The 20081-nt window shown below is 60.2% G+C and carries 18 protein-coding genes; 6 read left to right on the plus strand and 12 right to left on the minus strand.

Annotation, left to right across the window (positions count from 1 at the left end):
• Positions 1 to 183 precede the first annotated feature (183 nt).
• From HQ912_RS13800 to HQ912_RS13820, 6 genes are all read left to right on the plus strand, one after another.
• Positions 184 to 480, plus strand: coding sequence for a DUF5629 family protein (locus HQ912_RS13800; RefSeq protein ID WP_173406906.1), 297 nt, complete (start codon positions 184 to 186; stop codon positions 478 to 480).
• Positions 467 to 1642, plus strand: coding sequence for a lactonase family protein (locus HQ912_RS13805; protein ID WP_173406907.1), 1176 nt, complete (start codon positions 467 to 469; stop codon positions 1640 to 1642). Before HQ912_RS13800 ends, HQ912_RS13805 begins: the two co-directional genes overlap by 14 nt.
• Positions 1643 to 1797: 155 nt before the next feature.
• Complete coding sequence (locus tag HQ912_RS13810) at positions 1798 to 1977, plus strand: hypothetical protein (RefSeq protein ID WP_047225788.1); 180 nt, start codon at positions 1798 to 1800, stop codon at positions 1975 to 1977.
• A 162-nt stretch (positions 1978 to 2139) separates the two neighbouring features.
• Positions 2140 to 2265 (plus strand): hypothetical protein, encoded by a 126-nt coding sequence (locus HQ912_RS27810; RefSeq protein ID WP_256676792.1) that lies wholly within the window; start codon positions 2140 to 2142, stop codon positions 2263 to 2265.
• A gap of 114 nt (positions 2266 to 2379) precedes the next feature.
• A complete protein-coding gene (locus HQ912_RS13815) occupies positions 2380 to 2592 on the plus strand; it encodes a hypothetical protein (protein ID WP_173406317.1) in 213 nt (70 codons plus the stop codon).
• A complete protein-coding gene (locus HQ912_RS13820; RefSeq protein ID WP_092398528.1) occupies positions 2589 to 2846 on the plus strand; it encodes a hypothetical protein in 258 nt (85 codons plus the stop codon). Before HQ912_RS13815 ends, HQ912_RS13820 begins: the two co-directional genes overlap by 4 nt.
• Positions 2847 to 2865: 19 nt before the next feature.
• Here HQ912_RS13820 and HQ912_RS13825 read toward each other — a convergent pair whose 3' ends face one another.
• The 12 genes from HQ912_RS13825 to HQ912_RS13880 all read right to left on the minus strand — a co-directional run bounded on the left by HQ912_RS13825 (position 2866) and on the right by HQ912_RS13880 (position 20069).
• Positions 2866 to 3483 carry a glutathione S-transferase gene (locus HQ912_RS13825; protein ID WP_173406908.1) on the minus strand — a complete coding sequence of 206 codons (618 nt, stop codon included), beginning with the start codon at positions 3481 to 3483 and terminating at the stop codon, positions 2866 to 2868.
• Complete coding sequence (locus HQ912_RS13830) at positions 3480 to 7121, minus strand: AAA family ATPase (protein WP_173406909.1); 3642 nt, start codon at positions 7119 to 7121, stop codon at positions 3480 to 3482. The genes HQ912_RS13825 and HQ912_RS13830 overlap by 4 nt, the downstream gene beginning before the upstream one ends.
• A complete protein-coding gene (locus HQ912_RS13835; RefSeq protein ID WP_047225793.1) occupies positions 7118 to 8362 on the minus strand; it encodes an exonuclease SbcCD subunit D C-terminal domain-containing protein in 1245 nt (414 codons plus the stop codon). The genes HQ912_RS13830 and HQ912_RS13835 overlap by 4 nt, the downstream gene beginning before the upstream one ends.
• Before the next feature lie 157 nt (positions 8363 to 8519).
• Positions 8520 to 10157, minus strand: coding sequence for a BatD family protein (locus HQ912_RS13840; RefSeq protein WP_047225794.1), 1638 nt, complete (start codon positions 10155 to 10157; stop codon positions 8520 to 8522).
• Positions 10154 to 11890: a vWA domain-containing protein gene (locus tag HQ912_RS13845; protein ID WP_076384459.1), complete on the minus strand. Its 1737-nt coding sequence runs from the start codon at positions 11888 to 11890 to the stop codon at positions 10154 to 10156. Before HQ912_RS13845 ends, HQ912_RS13840 begins: the two co-directional genes overlap by 4 nt.
• Positions 11887 to 12966, minus strand: coding sequence for a VWA domain-containing protein (locus HQ912_RS13850; protein ID WP_173406910.1), 1080 nt, complete (start codon positions 12964 to 12966; stop codon positions 11887 to 11889). The genes HQ912_RS13845 and HQ912_RS13850 overlap by 4 nt, the downstream gene beginning before the upstream one ends.
• Positions 12959 to 13453 (minus strand): DUF4381 domain-containing protein, encoded by a 495-nt coding sequence (locus tag HQ912_RS13855; protein WP_173406911.1) that lies wholly within the window; start codon positions 13451 to 13453, stop codon positions 12959 to 12961. Before HQ912_RS13855 ends, HQ912_RS13850 begins: the two co-directional genes overlap by 8 nt.
• Complete coding sequence (locus HQ912_RS13860) at positions 13450 to 14394, minus strand: DUF58 domain-containing protein (RefSeq protein ID WP_047225798.1); 945 nt, start codon at positions 14392 to 14394, stop codon at positions 13450 to 13452. Before HQ912_RS13860 ends, HQ912_RS13855 begins: the two co-directional genes overlap by 4 nt.
• Before the next feature lie 10 nt (positions 14395 to 14404).
• Positions 14405 to 15364 (minus strand): AAA family ATPase, encoded by a 960-nt coding sequence (locus tag HQ912_RS13865; RefSeq protein WP_047225799.1) that lies wholly within the window; start codon positions 15362 to 15364, stop codon positions 14405 to 14407.
• Between the two features lie 208 nt (positions 15365 to 15572).
• Positions 15573 to 17306, minus strand: a complete 1734-nt coding sequence (locus tag HQ912_RS13870) for an ATP-binding cassette domain-containing protein (protein ID WP_047225800.1) — start codon at positions 17304 to 17306, stop codon at positions 15573 to 15575.
• Between the two features lie 35 nt (positions 17307 to 17341).
• Positions 17342 to 18517 (minus strand): YcaO-like family protein, encoded by a 1176-nt coding sequence (locus HQ912_RS13875; RefSeq protein WP_223194324.1) that lies wholly within the window; start codon positions 18515 to 18517, stop codon positions 17342 to 17344.
• Positions 18518 to 19091: 574 nt separating this feature from the next.
• On the minus strand, positions 19092 to 20069 hold the full coding sequence (locus HQ912_RS13880; RefSeq protein ID WP_047225801.1) for a 2-hydroxyacid dehydrogenase: 978 nt from the start codon (positions 20067 to 20069) through the stop codon (positions 19092 to 19094).
• Positions 20070 to 20081 lie beyond the last annotated feature (12 nt).

Raw genomic sequence — 20081 nt, forward strand, 5'->3', positions numbered from 1 at the left:
GGCTCGCTCCCACAGTGGATGGGTGGTGAATACAAGATGTGTGTTCGCTGCAAATCCAATTGTGGGAGCGAGCCTGCTCGCGATGGCGATCTGGCAGTTGACCGTGCTTTCGAACCTTTTGGCCCAAGGCCCACTCCCACATTGGGTTATCATGAGCACTTTCCCAACGACCGACTGATCGCCATGACTGCCTTGACCGACACCCTGCTGCACGCCCTCGAAACCTGCGACATGCTGATCATCGACGGGCTGCACGCATTCGATTTTTCCCTCGACGAACAAGACCAGTTGCACGTCGAGTGCATGAACGGTCGCACTCTCGAGCATTGGCGCTTCACGCCTGCGCAGATGGAGGCCGCGACGTTCGACGTGGTCAAGAAACACTGGATCATCACCAGCGATTCGGGCGACCACCACCTGGAGTGCGTGGAAGCGACCAGCGGCCACGACGATGAGGAAGACACACATGAGGATGCGTAGTTTCTGGCCCTTGTTGATGGCCGGCAGCGTGGGCGCCATGGGCGTCCAGGCAGAAACCGATGAGCGCCATCAACTGTTGGTGGGTTCCTATACCGCCGGCCAGAGTCAGGGCATCTACCGCCTGCAATTCGACAGCCGCAGCGGCCAGCTCGATGCCCAGCCGTTGCAAGTGATCAAGACCGACAACCCATCGTGGCTGACCCTTTCCAGGGACATGAGCCGGCTGTTCGTGGTAAATGAAAACGGGCCGGGGCAAAAAGACCCGGTGGGTAAGGTCAGCAGCTACGCCATTGACCCGAAGACCCATGAGCTGAGCCTGATCAGTCAGGTGCAGTCATTGGGCAACGAACCGACTCATTCGAGCCTCAGTGGCGATGGTCGACATTTGCTGGTCAGCAACTATTCGGTGGTGGAAGACCCGGGAGGCACCCTGGCGGTGTTGCCGGTGGGAACCGACGGTAAGCTGTCGCCGGTGGTGCAACTGAGCAGCCATCAACCGAGTCGGATCAATCCCGAGCGGCAGATGTCCGCCCATGTGCACTCGGCCGTGTCTTCGCCCGATGGCAAGTATGTGTTCGCCAGCGACCTGGGGGCGGACAAGGTGTTCATCTACCGCTACGACCCCAAGGCCAACCCCGAACTGCCACTGACCGCCGCCGATCCAGCCTTCGTGCAGTTGCCGCCCGGCAGCGGCCCGCGTCATCTGCTGTTCAGCGCCGACGGCAAGCATGCGTGGCTGACCATGGAAATGAGCGCCCAGGTGGCGGTGTTCGATTATCAGGACGGGCGTTTGACCCAGCGGCAACTGGTCGACCTGGCAGCGGGCAAACCACAGCCCGGTAGGGCGGCGGCAGCGCTGCATGCCTCCAAGGATGGCAAGTTCCTGTACGTCAGCAATCGTGGCACCACCAACGAAGTGCTGGTGTTCGCCATCGACCCGACTGCCGGCACGCTGACAGAGCTTCAGCGCCGCTCTGTGGAGGGGGATCATCCGCGGGAATTCAGCCTCGATCCGAGCGGGAAATTCCTGCTGATCGCCAATCAGAAGAGCAACCAGATCGTGGTTCTCGAGCGTGACTCCAAGACCGGTCTGCTGGGTAAAACCGTGCAAAAGCTGGCGATGGATGCGCCGAGCGACTTGAAGTTCATGCTCCCTCAGTAAAGCGCAGGCCCCGATTTTCGGGGCCTGCGTCGCTGTATCAACAAGACTGATATTCGCTAGTGTTGCAAAGCATTTCAAAGCGAGACGCCTCGGCGCGTAAGTTTGCTTCACGGCCCAACCGGGCAGGCAAGCCAACTCATCCGAGGACTACCGACATGAATCTGAATCTCTTCTCCGTGATCGCTGCTTCCGCTATCTCCGCCACCGTAGCGCTGCCAGCCAGTGCCAACATTGAAATCAGCGACAAGAAAAATCGCACCCAGAGCTATACCGAAAAATACCTGCAACAGAGCGCCAACTTCTACGCCGCCCTGGACCACAAGACCCAACACTGAACCGCGCTGAAGACTGAAGCCTGCGATCTTTTCATCTTTGAAAAAGAGAAAAAATCGCAGGCTTTGCCTGCTCCTACGAAAAACCCGCTGTAATATCACATGGCCATGTGTTTAAATTTGACGCTAGTAAATTGACTCCTTCTCCAACAAGAGATCGACACTATGGCGATGCGTCTGGCAATGATGCTGCTGTTTCTCTATTCCACCCCCATTGTTTCGGCCGCCCAGCCGACCCCCGGCGAGCCGGACGCTGCTCGTGAGCGATTATTGAGCCTGCTTAGGGACTGATCTGTTTGGATTAGTAATCAATAAAACTGATAGACACTATGCGTATTTGTCGCTACTAAAATCGGTTTAGTTGATTGATTCTGTGGGCACTGAAACATGCCCACGGAGAACCCCATGGCCAGCGCAATCCTATCTTCTGCCAGACACGGCGCGTACATCGCTATCGGCCTTTACGTGGCGATGGTGTTGGTGGTCAGCCTCGGTGCCCAATACCAAGGCTCTGTCGAAACCTCTCTCCAGGCCGCCCGGCCTTCTGTTCATTATGGTCCCCCGGTTGCCCGCGCGGCGCTCGAGCATGGCGCCGCAAAAGGGGCGGTCGGCGCATGAACAGAAGCAAGTTTTGGGTGATCGCATTCCTGGCGTTCATCACCAATGGTTTTTCATTGCTGGGTCTGGGGCAAGCCTCGGCGGGATCTCTGGCGCGGACCATCGAGTGCAACCACAACATCGCGCACAACATCCTGACCGCCAAGGCTTTGGGGGCGTTGGTGGGGAATCCGCCGGTCAAGCCCAGGGTTGCCGTCTTCGGGCCTTTTCAGATCGATTGTGCAGTGGTGCGCATGTGCAGCGTGGCTGCCTGAAGCAAGCCACAAAAGCTGTTCACCGGGTGGGTGATTGCTTGGCCATGATCGCCACGAAAAACTCGGAATCCAGCAAGCCTTGCAACCAACGCTGTAGGCGAGGGTAGGGCGCTGCGGCAAACCATTCCCGGTCGACATGAGCAAACTGCCGTATGAACGGCATCAGTGCCACGTCAGCCAGGCTTTGGTAATCCGCCGTCAGAAATGCTCGGGTTTCAAGCAACGCTTCCAGCCTGCGCAAGAAGACCTCGCCCTCGGTCCGATAATGTTCCAATGGATACTCGGGATGGCGCTCGGGGTATTTGTAGCGGTTCAGATGAAGCTTGAAGACCTGGTCGTTTTCCTCGATCAACGCGGCCGTCAACGCCTGGCCTTCGAGGTCGCCAAGCAATCTCCAATTATCCGGATCATGCTGCGCCAGAGCCCAGTGCATGATCTCCAGGCTTTCATCAATCACCTTGCCATCGACCTGCAGCACCGGCACCGTACCCTTGCTGGAAAGCGCCAGCATTTCGGGCGGCTTGGCCTTGAGGCTGACTTCGACAATGTTCAAATCGACCGCGCTGTAGCGCAACGCCATGCGCGCTCGCATCGCGTAGGGACAACGCCGGAACGAGTAGAGCGTGGCGCGGCTCATTTCACCTCCACGGTACTCAAGCCATTCCCTTGACGACGAACCTGGATCTGCACCGGGATCCGCTCATGCATTTCCTGCACGTGGGAAATCACCGCAACCTTGCGTCCCTGGGCTTGCAAACCGTCGAGAGCATCCATGGCCAGTTGCAGCGATTCGGGGTCCAGGCTGCCAAAGCCTTCGTCAATGAACAGCGATTCGATTTTCAGCGTGCTGGAAGCCATCGAGGCCAGGCCCAGCGCCAAGGCCAGGGAAACGAGGAAGGTTTCACCGCCGGACAACGAATGCACCGAGCGCAGCTCATCGCCCATCTCTGTGTCCATCACCAGAAGCCCCAACATGCTGCCACCGCGTTTGAGCCGGTAGCGGCGCACCAGTTGTCGTAGCTGCACGTTGGCGTGATGCACCAGCAAATCGAGGTTGTACGCCTGCGCCAGCTTGCGGAAGCGGTCGCCGGTGGCCGAACCGATCAGCGCATCGAGCCGTGCCCAGCGCTGGTACTCGGTATAAGCCTGTTCGATCTGCTGGGCCAGGGCCTGGTTGGCGTTCTGCCTGCGCTGGTCCTCGGCCTGTTCGGCGCGTAGTTCGGCGCAGCGCTGCTCGCTGGCGGTAAATTGGGTCTGAAGTTCGGTGAGGGCCTGGGCCAGTTGTTCAGATTCCAGGTTGCCGTTGTGCTGGGCCTGATGCTGTTGCAGCCGCTGCTCGCGTTCAGTAAGCAACACGCGGGCTTGCTCAATGGCTTTTTCGCTGTTGAGCAGTTGCTGACGCAGTTGGCCGACACTTTGCTCGTCCAGGTCAAGCAAGGCGGCCAGAGAGGCATCATCCAGTTCCGGGTGGCTGGCGCGCCATTGTGCGATGCTGGCGGCCAGGGCCGTGTGTTCAGTGTCCAGCGCTTGGGCCTGTTCCTGGCGGGCCTTGAGTTCGGCGGCCAGTTCCACCCGGTTGTGGCGTAGCGCTTGCAGTTGTTGATTGGCCGCTGTTTCGGCGCTGTGGGCCTGTTCCAGGGCTTGGTCGAGTTGCTGCTGCCACTGTTCGGCGCTGGTGTGTTCGCCCAGCAATTGCTTGAGCCGCTGCTGGCAGGCCTGCTGTTGTTCCGTCAGGGCGCTCAGTTGCCGTTGCGCCAACTCCAACTGCTGGAGGCGGGTTTGCTGGCGATCCTGCTCTTTCTCCAGGGTCTGCTGACGCTGAAGCTGTTCGCTGAGTTCGTCGCGTTGCTGTTCCAGGTGCGCCAGGCGTTGAGCGATCTGCTGGTCAAGCTGCATGAAGGTCGCGGCCGGCTCGGTGCGCAGGGCCTGTAGTGTGTCTGCCGGCAACAACGTACTGAAGTGGCTCAGTTCCTCGTCCAGGCGCTGGCGATCCCGGGCCAGCTCCTGCTGTTGGTTGTTCAGGTGCAGTGATGCCTGCTGATGCGCAGTTTCAGCCTCGCGCAAGTGCTGCGCCAGGCGCGCGGCGTCCTGTTGCAGCGTCAGCAGGGCGGCCTGGCGTTGTTCGTCCTGACTGATACGCAGGTTGAGCTGACTGCTTTGCTGGTCCAGCCAGGCGTCGCGTTTGGCCGCATCCTGGGCCAGCAGTTGCACCGAGAGCGGATGGCTTTCAAGGGCGGGCGCCAGACTTTGATGCTGGCTGGCGAGCTGTTCCTGTTGCTGCTTGAGTTCTTTGAGCTGGGCGATGACGCCGCTGTATTGCGCGCGCAGGTCGATGACTTTTTCATGGAGCGACTCGACGGCTTTGCGTGCATTGGCCTCTTCGGTTTCATCAAAACGCCCCAGGCTTTGCAGCAAGGCTTCGGGCTGATGGTAAGGATGCTCGACGCTGCCACACACCGGGCATGGCTGGTCATCCTTGAGCTGTTCACGCAATTGTTCGACGCTTTCGCTGCGGGCCAGGCGCTGACGCTCCAGCAGTTGGCGGGTGACGCTCAGGGTCTGTTCGGCAATCGCCAGTTCGGCCTTGGCTTCGCTGCCTTCGCGTACCAATCGGTCGCGTTCCTGCAACGCCTGTTGCTGGCGCTGTTCAAGCTCGGCACCTCGCTTGTCCAGCTCTTGCTGGCTGGCCCAGAGCCGCGTCAGATCCTCGAATGCACGCAGTTGCTTGCGATTGTCTTGCAGCAGATTAGCGAGCAACTGGATCTGCTCGGCCACCGCTTGCGGTTCGGCGTCGGCTTCCTTGTAGAGCACTTCGAGGTTTTGCCGGTGGGTTGCCAGGTGCTCGGCGGCGTGGGCGGCATTTTGCTCCAGGGTGGCGAGTTCAACCTGACCTTGGTTCAGGCGATTGCCAATCAGCATCAGCTGTTGGAGGCGATCACGATAGGCCTGCCAGGCGTCGCTCAACGGCGCCAGGTGAGTGCTTTGTTCAAGCTCCCCGGCGATTCGCTGCAAGCGCTCGGCCACCTGTTTTTGCTGCTCAAGCAGCGTGTCGATGGTGCGCTGGCCTTCGCTACAGGCGTGTTGTGCCTGCTCCTGGCGTTCGGCGCTTTGGCGAGCCTCCTTGTCGAGGCGGGCGAGGGTGCCTTGTTCTTCAAAGGCCTGGCGCAGCAAGGGGGCGCTGTCGGTGCTTTGTTGTCGGGCTGCGGTCAGCGCCAGTTGCGCAACGCCCAGGCCTTTCTCCAGCTCGGCCTGGCGTTCATGCAGATCGATCTGTTGCTGGGTGAGCTGCTGAACCTGTACCGCCAGGGGTTCGAGCTGCCGGGTCAGTTCCGTCTGGCGGATGAACTGATGCCGTTGCGGCGCGAGTTGTTCCAGGCGGGTCAGCTTCAGGCGTTCGTCGGCCAGGGCGTCCCAGTCAGTTTGGGCCTGTTGCAGTTGCTCGGCGGCGCTGGCCCGTTGCTCTTGCAACTGGCGCAGTTCCTTGAGCCAGGTGTGTTGCTGCTCCAGTTGCTTGAGTTGCGCCTGTTGGGTCTTGAGCTGTTGCTGGGCTTCGTTGAAGCGCTGGTCCAGTTCGGCGCGGGCCTCTGGGGCCAGTGGTGTGACGCCGGTGGCCTGGTCCTGCAATTGCTTGTGGGACTCTTTGGCTTGCTTGGCCTTGTCGAAGGCGCGCCGGCCCAATCGGGTATACAGGGCCGTATCAGTGAGCTTTTCCAGCAGCTCGCTGCGGTCGTTGTCGTCGGCCTTGAGGAATGCACTGAACTCGCTCTGGGCCAGCAACACGGCACGAGTGAACTGTTCAAAGTTCAATCCCAGGGCGGCTTCGAGCTGGGCCTTGTATTCGCCTTTCTGACTCGCCAGCAACTGATCGTTGTCCAGATCCCGCAGGCTCTGGCGGCTGGCTTGCAGCTTGCCACCGGCCTTTTCCCGGGCGCGATTGGCTTCCCAGCGCGCCCGGTAGCGACGGCCGTCGATGCCGCGAAAATCCACTTCGGCGTAACCATCGCCAGTACCACGGCGCAACAGCGTACGCGGATCGCCCGTAGCGATTTCGCCGTCGGCGTCCGGCACCTTGGCGTCGCGCCCGGTGTTGTTGAGGCGCGGCACGGCGCCGAACAGCGCCAGGCACAACGCGTCGAGCAGGGTGCTTTTACCGGCGCCTGTGGGGCCGGTGATGGCGAACAGGCCTGCACTGGCAAGCGGTTCGGCGGTGAAGTCTATTTCGAAGGGCCCGGCCAGGGACGCGAGGTTCTTGAGACGGATCGCGAGAATTTTCATGGCTGCTCGCCCTCCATCTGCACGTCTTGCAACAGCACGGCAAAATCCTTGAGGGTCTGTTCGTCCACTTCGTTGCCGTAGGTGTCTTGCCAGGCGCGGCTGAACAATTCCTGCGGGCTCAACTGATCCAGTTCCACCAACGCGGCGCCGTCATCGACGTTTGTGCTGCCGCCGTTGCCGGCGTATTCGGCGGCGATCCGCACCAGGCGCACGGCTTTGCCTTGCAGGGCGGTTTCCACTTGATGGCGCAGGTCAGGCTGCGGCTCATCGAGGCGCACCCGCACCTCCAGCCAGGGCTGGCGCTGGACATCGGCCAACAGGTCGATGTCCGGCAGGTCCTTGAGTTGCACCAGAATATCGGCCAGGGGTGCCGGGCCCAGGCGCTGCAGATTGACGGCCCGGGGAATCAGCCGTGGCTCGACTTTGACCAGGGTTTCGCCTTCCAGGGTGATATCGAGAATCTGATGCTGATAACCGATTTCCGAAAATGACAATGGAATCGGCGAGCCGCTGTAGCGGATGCGCTCTTCGCCGTTGACCTTTTGTGGTTTGTGCAAATGGCCGAGGGCGACGTAGCTGATGCTCGGGCCGAACAGGCTGGCGGGCAGGGCCTCGGCGTTGCCAATGATCAGGCTGCGCTCGGAATCCTCGGACACCGAGCCGCCGGCCATGTGAGCGTGGCTGATGGCGATCAGCGCCTGGCCCTTCTTGCGTTTGTCGTTGGCGGCGGCGATCAGCCATTCATGGACCTGACCGATGCCCCGCAGGTAATCGTCACCCAGTTGTGCGCCGGTCACCTCGGCAGGCCGCAGGAATGGCAGGGCCAGGCACCAGGCCTTGACCTTGCCCTTGGCGTCGGGCAACGGCAGCAGCAAGCGCTCGACGTCCAATTGCCCGTCGTCCAGCCACAACACCCGGCCCAGGGCATGGGTGCGCAACCGACGCATCAGCGGCGCTGGCAGTTCGATGCGCGAACCGGAGTCGTGGTTGCCGGCGATCATCACAATGGTCAGGTTGGCGTTTTGTTCATGGGCACTGACGATGAAGTCGTACAGCCGCTCCTGGGCTTTGACCGGCGGGTTCACCGTGTCGAAGATATCCCCGGCAATCAGCAGCACGTCGGGCTTTTCACTGGTCAACTGACGCAGCAGCCAGTCAAGGAAACAGGCGTGTTCGAAGTCGCGTTCCTGACCGTGCAGGTTTTGCCCAAGGTGCCAGTCGGAGGTGTGGAACAGACGCAAGATGAACTCCAGAAAACAGATGATGGCCGCGGGAAGAGAGGCGGCTAAAAGATGGAGAGTTTACTGGGAAACAGAGGAGAGAAACCGGGCAACTTCTCCAAATGAGTTGGCACCACTCCTGTGGCTAGCCACAGAAGCGCTATGTCCCGCAAAGGGATCACTTGGGGTAGAGCGGTGGCAAGCCACTGTCGCCGGCCGGGTCCTGGAAGCCTTCCGCAGCGGGAATGGTACGAATGGCTCGCCACAGATCTTCGCCCTGCCAATATTGACCCGTTTCGCTGTAGAGCGCGCCGTTGAGGCCGTCCAGGGCGTCGGACAGTGGCACGAAGCGCGCAGCCATGTCGGCCAGGGTTTCCGGTTGCTGGCGAGCCCAGGCGTCCAGCGCCTGGCGTGTAGCGTGGGAGTCGTTGGCCAGGCAGGCACGCTTGAGGTCGTCCAGCAAGGTCCGCGGGCTCGGCCCGGCCTGGGTCGCGCGCAGGATGGCCGGCTGCGAACGGGCGCGCCACCACAGGCCCAAGCCCAGCAGCGTGGTGCAGGCCAGGATGAAAGTGCTCAATTGCCAATACCGCAAGGTGTCGCTGTCGACGATCGTCACAATCTGAGGTGTGCTTGTTGGCGTGTCCACCATCAGGCTCGGATTGTTCGCCACTTGCAGGGTCCGCGCTGGAAGGCTGGTGCGGTCCAGGTGGTCTTCCCGGGTGTTCCACCAAACCACTTCCACCGGCGGCAATTCAATGGTGCCGCTGCGGTTGGGCACCAGGGCCTCGCGGTCTTCACGGCTGCCCACCAAACCGCGCTCGCTGCTGCGACTGCTGAGTACCGGTTGGTCGGGGTAGCGCCGCAGGCCGCTGATTTCAGTGGCTGGCAGGGGCGGTAGCTGGGCGCTGGCCAGACCCTCGGCTTCCAGGGTCAGGCTGCGGGTCAGGGAGTCACCCACCTGGCTGTGGGTTGGTTCCGGGCTCCAGCTCTCGCTCAAGGAAAGGCTGCGCGCCGGCAGCCAGGGCACATCTGCCGGGTAGCTGGCGGGCTTGGGGTTGACGGTCAGGCGCAGTTGCTCGGAGCTGACCCGCATCAACTGGCCGGGCTTGGGCCCCGACGGCGCGGTTCCCTGGGCCACCGGCTCGACCAGGGTGGCGCTGAAGGTCTGGGCCGGGATCATCAGTTCGCCGCTGCGTTGGGGGTAGATGCCGTAGCGCAGTTCGATCACGCCGTGGCGTACGTTGTTGATGACCTTTTCGTAGGTGCGTGATTCGCCCAGTTGCTCGGTACGGGCATCGGGAATGTGCAGCGGTGTCAGGCTGCTGTCGTCGTACAGCGACACCGAATGGTAGATGCGCAAGGTCAGGATCGCCTGTGCCTGCACATAGACGTCGGTCTGGTCGAGGCTGGCCTCGATGAACACCGGGGCCAGTTTGCCCGGCTCATTGCGCGTTTCGCTTTCGATCACTTGCAGGGTGATCGGTTGGCTGGTCACTTCGCCCAATTGCAGGGGCGGAATGACCACGGTGCCACTTTGGCGCGGCAGCAGGGTGACGATCCAGCGGGTGGTGGCGCGATTCTCGCCATCAAGAGTCGTCAGTTGGTTGACCTGGCGGGTGCCGCGCACTTCGAACAGCGCCTGGAGCGGGCTCAGGTCGGGTTTGCCGAACAGTGTGGCGTCATTGGACTCCAGGGTCAGTTCCACGGTCTCCCCCGAATTCAGGCGCCCGCGATCCACACTGGCAGTCAACTGTACGGCCTGGGTTCCAGATGCCCAGAGCAGCAACACGAGGAGGTAGGCGGTGAAGCGGGTCATGGGGTTTTTCCCTGGGCCTGATGGCTTTGCTGTTCATACCAGAATTTACGTCTGAGCAGTTCGCCCGGATTATCCGGGATCTGGCGCAGCCATTGTTCCAGTGCCTGGCGCTGTTCTTCGTCGTTGCGCTGGCCGGCCGCGGGGCGCAGTGGTGGGGTCGTGGTCCGCTCATCAGGCAACTCGCTGCCCGGCACATCCTGGGCACCAGGCGGTTGCGCTGCCTGGGGGCCCTGGGATTGTTCCGGTGTCGCGGTCGCTTCGGAGGAGGGCTGTCCCGGCGCAGAAGTTTGTGCCTGGGCATTGGCGTTCGGTGCTTGCTCGGCGGGCCCTGGCTGCTCACTTTCACTGGGTTCAGGTTCGGCAGGTTTTGCTGTCTGCTCTTTGAGCAGGCTCTGCACCAGTGCTTTGTTGGTTTGGGCCGGACGCAGGTCCGGTTGCAACTCCAGCGCTTGCTCGTACGCATCCAGCGCGGCGTCCAGTTCGCCGCTTTTGGCCAGGGCGTTGCCGCGGTTGTAGTGGGCGCGGGCGTCGTTGCCCTCGGCAAAGCGGCGAGCGGCTTCGCTGTAGGCACCGGCTTCATACAGGGCCACACCTTGCCATTGGTGGTCCTCGAAGTGGACGGCAGCCTCGGCCGGACGCTTCTGCTTGAGCAGGTGCTGGCCTTGTTGATCGGGGCGCAGCCACAGGTCCTGGAGTTCGAAGGCATGACCGGTTTGCGGCACCATGAACACCCACGGCAGGCAGAACAGCCAGCCGCGCCGTCCGGCGCAGGCGGCCAGCAACAACAGCGGCAGGAGCAGCCAGTAGCCATGGTCCGCCCAGGTATCCAGGCGCAACGTCTGACCGTCGCTGCGCAAATGGCGAGGGCCGTCCAGCAGCCCCAGGCCACGCAGGTCGCTATCGTCCAGGCGCGCCGGGCGATAGCGGCCGTCCAGCTCATTGAGGAAGGACTTGAGGCTCGGGCTGTCCAGGCGCGGTACCAGAATCGCGCCCTGGGCATCCTTGAGGTAACTGCCATCTTCCTGGGTTACCGGGGCGCCTTCGCGTGTTCCGATGCCCAGCATCAGCAATTGCGTGGCAGATCCATCGAGGATCTGGCGGATATGCTCGCGTTCCTGTTCGTTCAACGATGAACCTATCAGCAGGATCCGACCGTGACCAAGTCCGCTCTGATCCAGCAGGGCCATGGCCTTGTTGACCGCCAGGTCGGCGCGATGGCCGTTCTGGGGCATGATCGAGGGGGTGAGTGCTTCCAGGAGGTTGGCGCTGGTGGACAGGTCGTCGGACAGCGGCACCAGCGTATGGGCACTGCCGGAATAGACGATGATTGCGGTCTGGGCGTCGCTGCGGCTATGAAGCAAGTCCAGCACCTTGCGCCGGGCTTGCTCCAGACGCGTGGGCGGGACGTCGGCGGCGAGCATTTGCGGAGTCAGTTCCAGCACCACCACCAGCGGATCGGCGGGTTTTTGGCTGGTCTGTTCGACCCGTGCCCAACTGGGGCCCAGCAGCGCAAGCACCACCAACAGCCAGCCCAGGCCAAGGGCAACCCACGGGAGTTTGCTTTCGCGGCCGTTGCCGCCACTGAGCAGCACGGCATGAAACGCCGGCGGCAGGATCATTTGCCAGCGGCCCACGCGTTTCTGCCGGTGCCACAGGTGCCACAGCAGCCACCCCAACAAAGGCAGCAGCAATAGGAACCAGGGACGCAACCAGTGTGGCCAGAGAGCGATCATCGGCGTTTCCCCAGACGCATGCGCTTGAGTCGCCGGCGCCACTCGGAATGTTCTGCCGGTTGGAACAATGGCTGGGTGAACAGACGCTGCAGAGGGTTGTCCGGCCAACGTTCCCGGGCTACCAGCAAAACGCTCAGCAGCAGCGCAACGGCCAGGGGCCATTGGTAAAGTGCCTGGGCGGGGCGCGCCTGGGTCGGCTGTTGGGTCACCGGTTCGAGCTGGTCGAGGGTGGTCTTGATCGCCAGCAACTGTTGGCCATCCTGGGCGCGGAAATACTGGCCGCCCGTGGCTTGGGCAATTTCCCTGAGTGTCGCTTCGTCGAGGTCCAGGCTCGGGTTGACCCCGACAAACCCTGCTGTGCCACTTTCTTCCGGATCGGCGCCAATGCCGATCGGGTAGATCTTCACGCCTTCTTCAGCGGCCAGCCGGGCGGCGGTCAGCGGGTCGATTTCCCCGCCGTTGTTGGCGCCATCGGTCACCAGGATCAGCACGCGGCTGTTTGCCGGACGTTGACGCAGGCGCTTGAGCGCCAGGCCGATGGCGTCGCCGATAGCGGTGTTCTTGCCGGCGATGCCGATGCGCGCTTCATCCAGCCAGAGCCGCACGGTGCGACGATCGAAGGTCAGCGGTGCCTGGAGGTAGGCCTGGCTGCCGAACAGGATCAGGCCGACCCGATCACCTTCGCGGCTTTCGAGAAAGTCTCCCAGTAGGTGCTGGACCAGCGCGAGGCGACTGATTTCCTCGTCTTGCCAGCGCATATCGGGAAAGTCCATGGACCCCGAGACATCCACCGCCACCAACAGGTCCCGGCCGCTGGCAGCGATGGGCAACGGCTCGCCCAACCATTGCGGGCGGGCAGCGGCAATCAGCAACAGCAGCCAGAGCAGGATGAAGGGTGCCTGCTGACGCCAGGTCGGCAGATTGCTTCGGGCCCGGCGCCCCACGAGACCTTCGAGGTCGCCCAGGAAACTGACCCTGAGGGCCGGCTCGCCACTGTCGGCCGCCGGCAGCACCAGGCGCATCAGCCAGGGCAGGGGCAACAGCGCGAAAATCCACGGCCAGGCGAACTCAAACATGTTTGCGAATCCAGATCTCGACGGCTTGGGTCAGGCCGGCAATGGCTTTGTCATCGAGCTTGCATTCGGGCTTGTAGGCGCCTTCCACCAGCACCATCCAGCGGGTCAGGCCTGCCGCCGGGCAGCGGTTATCCAGGAAAGCCAGCCATTTACGTCCGTTGAGGGTGTGGCTCTGGCTGTACGGGTAGTGGTTGCGACACAGGCGCTTGAGCAGCCCGTTGAGCTGTTGCAGCCAGGCGCCGGCAGGGGCGCCATCGTAGGGTTTGGGCAGTTGGGCGAGTTCCGCCAGCGCGGCCAGGCGCGCCGGGTCCAGGGGTTGCTCGGCGCGCACGGTGGAGCGCTTGGCGGGAAGGAACCGGCGCAATTGCCACAGTCCAAACCCCAGCAACGGCAACACCACCAGCAGCAGCCACCAGCCCGGCGCGGGAGGCCAGAAGCCGATGGGTGGTGGCGTGATCAGTGGTTGCAGTTGATCGAGACTGCTCATCGGCTTTTCCCCGACCGCTTGGGGTTCAGGTATTCGCGTAGCTGTTCGACCATGTCGCCCTGGGTACTCAGGGGCATGAGCAGAATCCGCAGCTTCTGGGCCAGCAATTCCCAGCGCTCCTGACGGGCCTCGGCCTGGGCGCGATAGGTCTGGCGCAGTTCGAAATTCAGGGTGTCGAGTTCCAACTGCGCGCCGCGCTGGGCGAAACGCAGCAATCCGGCGGCGGGCAGGGCGTGATCCAGCGGATCCGAAAGCGGCAACAGCAACAGGTCGCAATGGCGTGACAGCAGGCTCAACTGTTGTTCGGCGCTGTCGGACAGCGCGCGCTCATCGCAAATCACGATCACCAGGCTGCCAGGGCGCAATACTTCCCGGGCCCGGCGCAAGGCGTTGCCGAACGAATCGCGGTCCGCTTCGCCCTCGGTATGCAGCGATTGATTGACCCGCACCAGGCGGTTCAGCAGTTGCAGAAGGCTCTGTTTGCTGCGCCGGGGCTTGACCTCGTAATGGGTGTTATCTCCGAACACCAGCCCGCCGACCCGGTCGTTGTGCCCCAGGGCGGCCCAGCCGATCAGGCTGGCGGCCTGGGCCGCGAGCACCGACTTGAACATCAGCCCCGAGCCGAAGAACAGCCGATGGCTTTGCTCGATCATGATGAAGATCGGCCGCTCCCGCTCCTCATGAAACAGCTTGGTGTGAGGCTCCTGAGTACGAGCGGTCACGCGCCAGTCAATGGTGCGTACGTCGTCGCCGGCCTGATAGACCCGCACCTGATCGAAATCCACGCCGCGCCCGCGCAGTTTGGAGTGGTGCAGGCCGATCAGTGGGCTACGCTGGCCTGGCGTCGAGAACAACTGCACTTCACGCACGCGATGGCGCATCTCGATCAGCTCCGAAAGGCTGACGCGGATGCCCGGTACGGGCGCCAGTGGGTTGTTCATGGCTGGCTACTCAAGCGACGGCGACGACGTCGAGAATCCGCTGCACGACGCGGTCCTGGTCAATACCGGCAGCTTCGGCTTCGAACGACAGGATGATGCGATGGCGCAGCACGTCGAACAGCACGGCCTGGATGTCTTCGGGGCTGACGAAGTCGCGGCCGGCGAGCCAGGCGTGGGCACGGGCGCACCGGTCCAGGGCAATGGAGCCTCGCGGGCTGGCGCCGTAGGCGATCCATTCGGCCATTTCCGGGTCGAACTTGGCCGGCGTACGGGTGGCCATGACCAGTTGCACCAGGTATTCCTCCACGGCGTCGGCCATGTACAACCCGAGGATCTCCTTGCGAGCGGAGAAAATAGCCTGCTGGCTCACGCGGCGCTCGGGCTTGGTTTCGCCGTGCAGCGCTTCACCTCGGGCCTGCTGCAGAATACGACGCTCCACCGCGGCATCCGGGAAGCCGATCTTGACGTGCATCAGGAAGCGGTCGAGCTGGGCCTCGGGCAGCGGGTAGGTGCCTTCCTGCTCGATCGGGTTTTGCGTGGCCATCACCAAAAACAGGGGCGACAGCTCGTACGTGCTGCGCCCGACGCTGACCTGGCGCTCGGCCATTGCTTCGAGCAAGGCCGACTGGACCTTGGCCGGGGCACGGTTGATTTCGTCCGCCAGCACCAGGTTGTGGAAGATCGGCCCCTGCTGGAACACGAAACTGCCGGTTTCCGGGCGGTAGATTTCCGTGCCGGTAATGTCGGCGGGCAGCAGATCGGGGGTGAACTGAATACGATGGAACTGCGCTTCAATGCCCTCGGCCAGCTCTTTGATGGCCTTGGTCTTGGCCAGCCCCGGCGCGCCTTCCACCAGCATGTGGCCGTCAGCGAGCAGGGCGATGAGCAGACGCTCGATGAGTTTTTCCTGGCCGAGGATCTGCGTTGAAAGAAAGGTTCGCAGCGCCAGCAGCGCTTCACGATGTTCCATCGGTGACTGTTCCTGGAAAGGGTGGCCCAGGCGTTCGGATAACGTCGGGGCTGGGGGCGTTACTTTAATGCATGGCGGGGGGTGGCGACTAACGGGATTTTGTTTGGTGTGCGGATTTGTGATCGGTTTGGATTCATTGTGGGATCTGAGGTGAACACCGACTCTATGAACACCCCTGATCGGCTCCCGCAGGGACTGGCGTTTAGATCTATTCCTGTATGCCTGCTAGTGCCGTGTCCTGAAAGTCATTGAGCAACAATTTGATTGCCGGTCTGTCGGCCAGCTCCTGCCAACACCCGTCGTCAACAATCGCGCCGTCGCGCAGGACGATGACCCGATCAAAGCGCTGTAGATGCTCGAAATCATGAGTGACACAAATTAGCCCGCGTTCTGCGAAGGTATCGAACAGCAAGTCCCATAGGGAGTCGGTCAACCCGGGCTCGATTGATGCACTGGGTTCATCGAACAAATTGAATCGCCCAGGCCTGTTGATCAGACGCAGCAGTGACAGACGCTTGGCTTCACCGCCAGAAATATTCGATGCGTGTTCACTGATGTTCCGTTCACAGACAATGTCCTGTAGCTGCAGTCGTCGTATTGCCTGGTCGAGGTGAGGCGACGCTTTAACGCCAAACAGAACGGACCTTTCAAAGAGACCTTCGAGAAAACAGGGCTGCTGAGGGCAGTACCTCAATGCACTCAAGTGGGCGCGAGGATTCAGTTGCGAAACGGGAGTTGCGTCGATGCTCAACTGATTTCGCGTTTCTTGATCAAGACCAGCGAGAACTTCCAACAAGGTGGATTTGCCCGCACCGCTCTGGCCGATGATCGCCACGGATTGACCTTGAGTAAATCTCAGGCTTTGCGTGATCGACAAGCGAACGTCGCCATTTTCGGTCAGTACGCACGGATCCAGAATCAGTGTCGATGCCCCTCGAAAATTGACTTCCGATTGCCGATTGCCATGGTCAAAATTTGGGAGCAAAAGCAGGCTTTGAAGTCGACGCTGATCGGCAAGAAACTGATCCAGCACACGATAGCCCTCCGTTAACGCGGCGATATTGAGTAAGTAACTGCCGGCGATGGAAAAAATGGCCACCAGTTGTCCGACACTGATACTGGGCTGGTTCGACAGTTGATCAACAACCCCCCATCCCAGTAATCCGCCCGTGGAGAGGCTGACGAACAGAATCTTGGCAGCGCTCAAGAAACCACCCGAGGTTGCCGCGGTCACCGCAGTATTGGCATAGCATTTGAAGGCCTCATTCAACGGCTGTGTGGCGGTTGACTCGGCGTTTTCCAGCTTTATTGCTTTGCCTGCATTGAGCGTGTTGTATAGGTGGGCGCTCAATTCATCTTCCTGCTCGTTGACAGCGTCAATGTGCTTCCTGCGCCATCTGATAATTTTGTGGCTGACAATCAGGTAGATAAATCCTAGACCCGTCATGCTCACAAAAACTTCAATGCCACCCATGTAAAAAAAAGCGCCGCCAACGATCAAGAACTCCAGGCACAGCGGCAGTCCGACGGTAACAAAAAACGTCAATAGTTGTTCGTGAGCGGTAATTCCACGCTCCACCGACTTTATGAAGTGACCGATTCGCCATGAATTGAACCGGGCAAATTCCTTGCGCATAAGGTTTGCCAGCCATTCAATAGATGCGGCCATGATAATTTGCTGGACAAGCTTGGATAGGAAATGGATCTGTAGCGGGCTGATAATTGCCTGCACGCACCCAGCGAGCACAAGGCCTGCCGTAAGAGTGAGCATTAGGTTGACGGTTGCATGTTTCTCGCCGTACAGGGTGTCGACGATTGCCCCCAGGAGCAAAGGTGGGGCGAGTGCGATGAGCTTGAGCACCAGGATTGTTGCAATGGTGGATGCCAGAAGAGTCGTATGTTTTTTGCAGGCAGTTCTAATGAGCGTTTGCATAGGATGCATACGACCGTCCGTTATTGTTTTATGGGTGGCTGGTTTCAACTGCTGAGTAATACATGCTGAGGTACAACGAGTTGCCCATTTCTAATGATGTTGAAGCGTTCAAGTCCAGGGATGTAAGCCTGGGTAACGATGCTGTTGTTTGGGAAGCGCGCTACAGTTCTATAGAATATTTTTTTGTCGGACTTCGATGTGGCTTTGTGCAGCGTGTCTAATTGTGTCGGGACAGTTTCATTGTAGTCGTGTGGTGGGCATTCAAGCTCAGGAAGGTTCAGGTCCCTAACAGGTGCCAAGTCGATTAAATTTTTAAGGATTTTTGAGTGCGACAATAACTTGACAGTTTTTCTGTCCATGGAATCTTCAAAGACATCATATAGACTCTCGGATTGGAGTTGTTCAGTCACCGCTCTCTGAATGGCGGTGCAAATGTCCATCGAACAGCCTGAGCCAATAGCTGAGAGAGGCTGGTCTCCAGGGCCGGCTTTGGGAAAGGCAACGGCAAAGTAAACAGATAAGACATCTTTGATAATGATGATCTGCAGTTTATTGGCGGGTTCTAAGGCGGAAGGGTCGTTGAGGAGCGCCTTGTTAAGCAAGCTCGTCGACGGTTTGTATAGGTCCATCTTGGGGCCGATTCCGCATATCGCCATGAAAAAAAGAGATAAGACATGTCGTTCGATTATTTCCTGAATGCCATGCAATAAAGCTTCATTTTCGGTGCAGCCAAAAGCAATGCCTGAGTTGGATGAGTAACGTGCCAAGAATTGCATGGTAGAACGCGTGTCGTTGGAGTTGCTTCGGGCAGCAGCAGGGCAGAGTAGAGCGCTTGGAGCAATCAGGTGTTCTTTTTTATCCAGCGATGTGAGAGTGAAGCAGTCTATTGGTTCGTCGCTGTATGGCAGGCGGGTGAAGAAACCGTCGTATTTAGCTGCTTTCTGACTGGCAATACTGTCGGTGCTGTGCCATGTCGACTCATGATTAGGGGCTAGAAAAGAGCTGGCATGCTCGATGGTTTCTGCCAGCGCACCTATAAGTGCGTCCGGCCCTTTACCCGCACCTGACTCAATAAAATGATTGTCACTATCAAAAAGCTCCGCCGTTGCCACTAGCCTGGAGGGTGTCGTATAGCGGGCCTCGGCTCTAAAACCGAGCGTGTGCAGGGTGGACATGATATTGAATAGAGCTTCGGTAGATGTTAGTTCGCGTTCTGGCATAGAAACCTCTAGGTTTAGGCGCCGAAAGGTGGAAACCTTTCGGCGCCTGTTCACAGGCACTTAATCGATCAATGATTTCAGTTGATCAGAGATGCAAAAAAGTTGGCTTCGGTTGTCAGAAGCCCTTTGGAAAAGCCCATTGCCTGCGGCAGAACATCAAAGGTGTTGATTTCAGAACGCTTCCTACCCATGTCATATACTCCTTTATTGATTATTCAGTGTCGCTTAGCGATCACCTAACTTGCGCGTTTTTGTGCAAGTGCATAATTAATAACACTGGGCTTTTGGATGGGCTAGGATGCAACTTCCGATGCTGGTGTAGGCCTGTTCTTGGCGATCGGTAGGACGTGCCTGAGGGAAGGTGGTTTTTTGTTGAAGTTTGCTTTTCTGGGCTATCTACTCAATGGGTTGAGTGGTTTATTCATCCCGGGATGAAGTGCCGCTAGAGTAATTGAGCAAGATTCAAAGGAGGGGTGTTGCCAGTCGGCTATCCAGTACTGGCAGAACCGGTGGCGAGGGGAGAGATTCCCTCGCCAAAAAGCTGCGCTTGGCTTCATTCTCGTGGACGAACGAATCAACCCTCCCACGCCTCCGGATTCACCAGATTCACCGGTCGCTCTCCCGCCAACGCCATCAGGAGATTATCCACCGCACAGCGCGCCATTGCCTCCCGTGTCTCGTGGGTGGCCGAACCCATGTGCGGCGTTGCCACTACGTTATCCATTTGTAATAACGGTGAGTCCGCACTCAGGGGTTCGCGCTCGAACACATCCAGCCCCGCGCCACGGATCTGTCCGTTGCGCAGGGCGTCGATCAGAGCGGCTTCGTCCACCACCTTGCCTCGGGAGATATTGATGAAGATGCTTTCGGGACGCATCTGCGCGAACGCTTGTGCACCGATCAGCCCTTGGGTTTCTGCCGTCAGAGGCAAAGTCAGACAAATGAAATCCGCCTGTCGCAACAGCGTCTCGAGGTTGCAATAACGGGCCCCGAAACGTTGCTCGACCGCGGGCTTGGGCGAATGGCTGTGGTAGAGCACCGGCATGCCGAAACCGAAATGCCCGCGCTGGGCCAAGGCTTCGCCGATGCGGCCCATGCCTATTATGCCGAGGGTCTTGCCATGGACATCGGTGCCGAAATGTTTGGAGCCGATGCTCTGTTGCCACTGGCCTGAGCGGATCAGGTTGGCCAACTCCACCACGCGCCGAGCCGTTGCCAGGATCAGTGCAAAACCGGTGTCCGCGGTGGTTTCGGTCAGCACGTCCGGGGTATTGGTGAGCAGGATGCGGCGTTCGGTCAGATAGTCGATGTCGTAGTTGTCGACCCCCACCGAGACGCTGGCGATGGCTTGCAGGTTCGGCGCTGAGTCCAGTAGTGGCGCATCCAGTTTCAGGCTGGCCCCCAACAGGCCATGGGCGCCAGGCAAGGCGTCGCGCAATTGGGCCAGGCCTGGCGCATCGAGGTGCTCGATGAGGGTGACCTGGGCCTGAGCTTGCAGACGGTCCATCAGTTGCGCCGAGAGCGCTTTGTACAACACTACGTGCTTTTTCATGGAGGGCTCGAT

Source organism: Pseudomonas sp. MPDS, assembly GCF_013283895.1.
Taxonomy (GTDB): domain Bacteria; phylum Pseudomonadota; class Gammaproteobacteria; order Pseudomonadales; family Pseudomonadaceae; genus Aquipseudomonas; species Aquipseudomonas rhizophila.

What these genes read in the sequence shown, in the direction of transcription:
- HQ912_RS13800 (WP_173406906.1), top strand. Translation starts at nt 184, where the DNA reads ATGACTGCCTTGACCGACACCCTGCTGCACGCCCTCGAAACCTGCGAC.
- HQ912_RS13805 (WP_173406907.1), top strand. Translation starts at nt 467, where the DNA reads ATGAGGATGCGTAGTTTCTGGCCCTTGTTGATGGCCGGCAGCGTGGGC.
- HQ912_RS13810 (WP_047225788.1), top strand. Translation starts at nt 1,798, where the DNA reads ATGAATCTGAATCTCTTCTCCGTGATCGCTGCTTCCGCTATCTCCGCC.
- HQ912_RS27810 (WP_256676792.1), top strand. Translation starts at nt 2,140, where the DNA reads ATGGCGATGCGTCTGGCAATGATGCTGCTGTTTCTCTATTCCACCCCC.
- HQ912_RS13815 (WP_173406317.1), top strand. Translation starts at nt 2,380, where the DNA reads ATGGCCAGCGCAATCCTATCTTCTGCCAGACACGGCGCGTACATCGCT.
- HQ912_RS13820 (WP_092398528.1), top strand. Translation starts at nt 2,589, where the DNA reads ATGAACAGAAGCAAGTTTTGGGTGATCGCATTCCTGGCGTTCATCACC.
- HQ912_RS13825 (WP_173406908.1), bottom strand. Translation starts at nt 3,483, where the DNA reads ATGAGCCGCGCCACGCTCTACTCGTTCCGGCGTTGTCCCTACGCGATG.
- HQ912_RS13830 (WP_173406909.1), bottom strand. Translation starts at nt 7,121, where the DNA reads ATGAAAATTCTCGCGATCCGTCTCAAGAACCTCGCGTCCCTGGCCGGG.
- HQ912_RS13840 (WP_047225794.1), bottom strand. Translation starts at nt 10,157, where the DNA reads ATGACCCGCTTCACCGCCTACCTCCTCGTGTTGCTGCTCTGGGCATCT.
- HQ912_RS13845 (WP_076384459.1), bottom strand. Translation starts at nt 11,890, where the DNA reads ATGATCGCTCTCTGGCCACACTGGTTGCGTCCCTGGTTCCTATTGCTG.
- HQ912_RS13850 (WP_173406910.1), bottom strand. Translation starts at nt 12,966, where the DNA reads ATGTTTGAGTTCGCCTGGCCGTGGATTTTCGCGCTGTTGCCCCTGCCC.
- HQ912_RS13855 (WP_173406911.1), bottom strand. Translation starts at nt 13,453, where the DNA reads ATGAGCAGTCTCGATCAACTGCAACCACTGATCACGCCACCACCCATC.
- HQ912_RS13860 (WP_047225798.1), bottom strand. Translation starts at nt 14,394, where the DNA reads ATGAACAACCCACTGGCGCCCGTACCGGGCATCCGCGTCAGCCTTTCG.
- HQ912_RS13865 (WP_047225799.1), bottom strand. Translation starts at nt 15,364, where the DNA reads ATGGAACATCGTGAAGCGCTGCTGGCGCTGCGAACCTTTCTTTCAACG.
- HQ912_RS13870 (WP_047225800.1), bottom strand. Translation starts at nt 17,306, where the DNA reads ATGCATCCTATGCAAACGCTCATTAGAACTGCCTGCAAAAAACATACG.
- HQ912_RS13875 (WP_223194324.1), bottom strand. Translation starts at nt 18,517, where the DNA reads ATGCCAGAACGCGAACTAACATCTACCGAAGCTCTATTCAATATCATG.
- HQ912_RS13880 (WP_047225801.1), bottom strand. Translation starts at nt 20,069, where the DNA reads ATGAAAAAGCACGTAGTGTTGTACAAAGCGCTCTCGGCGCAACTGATG.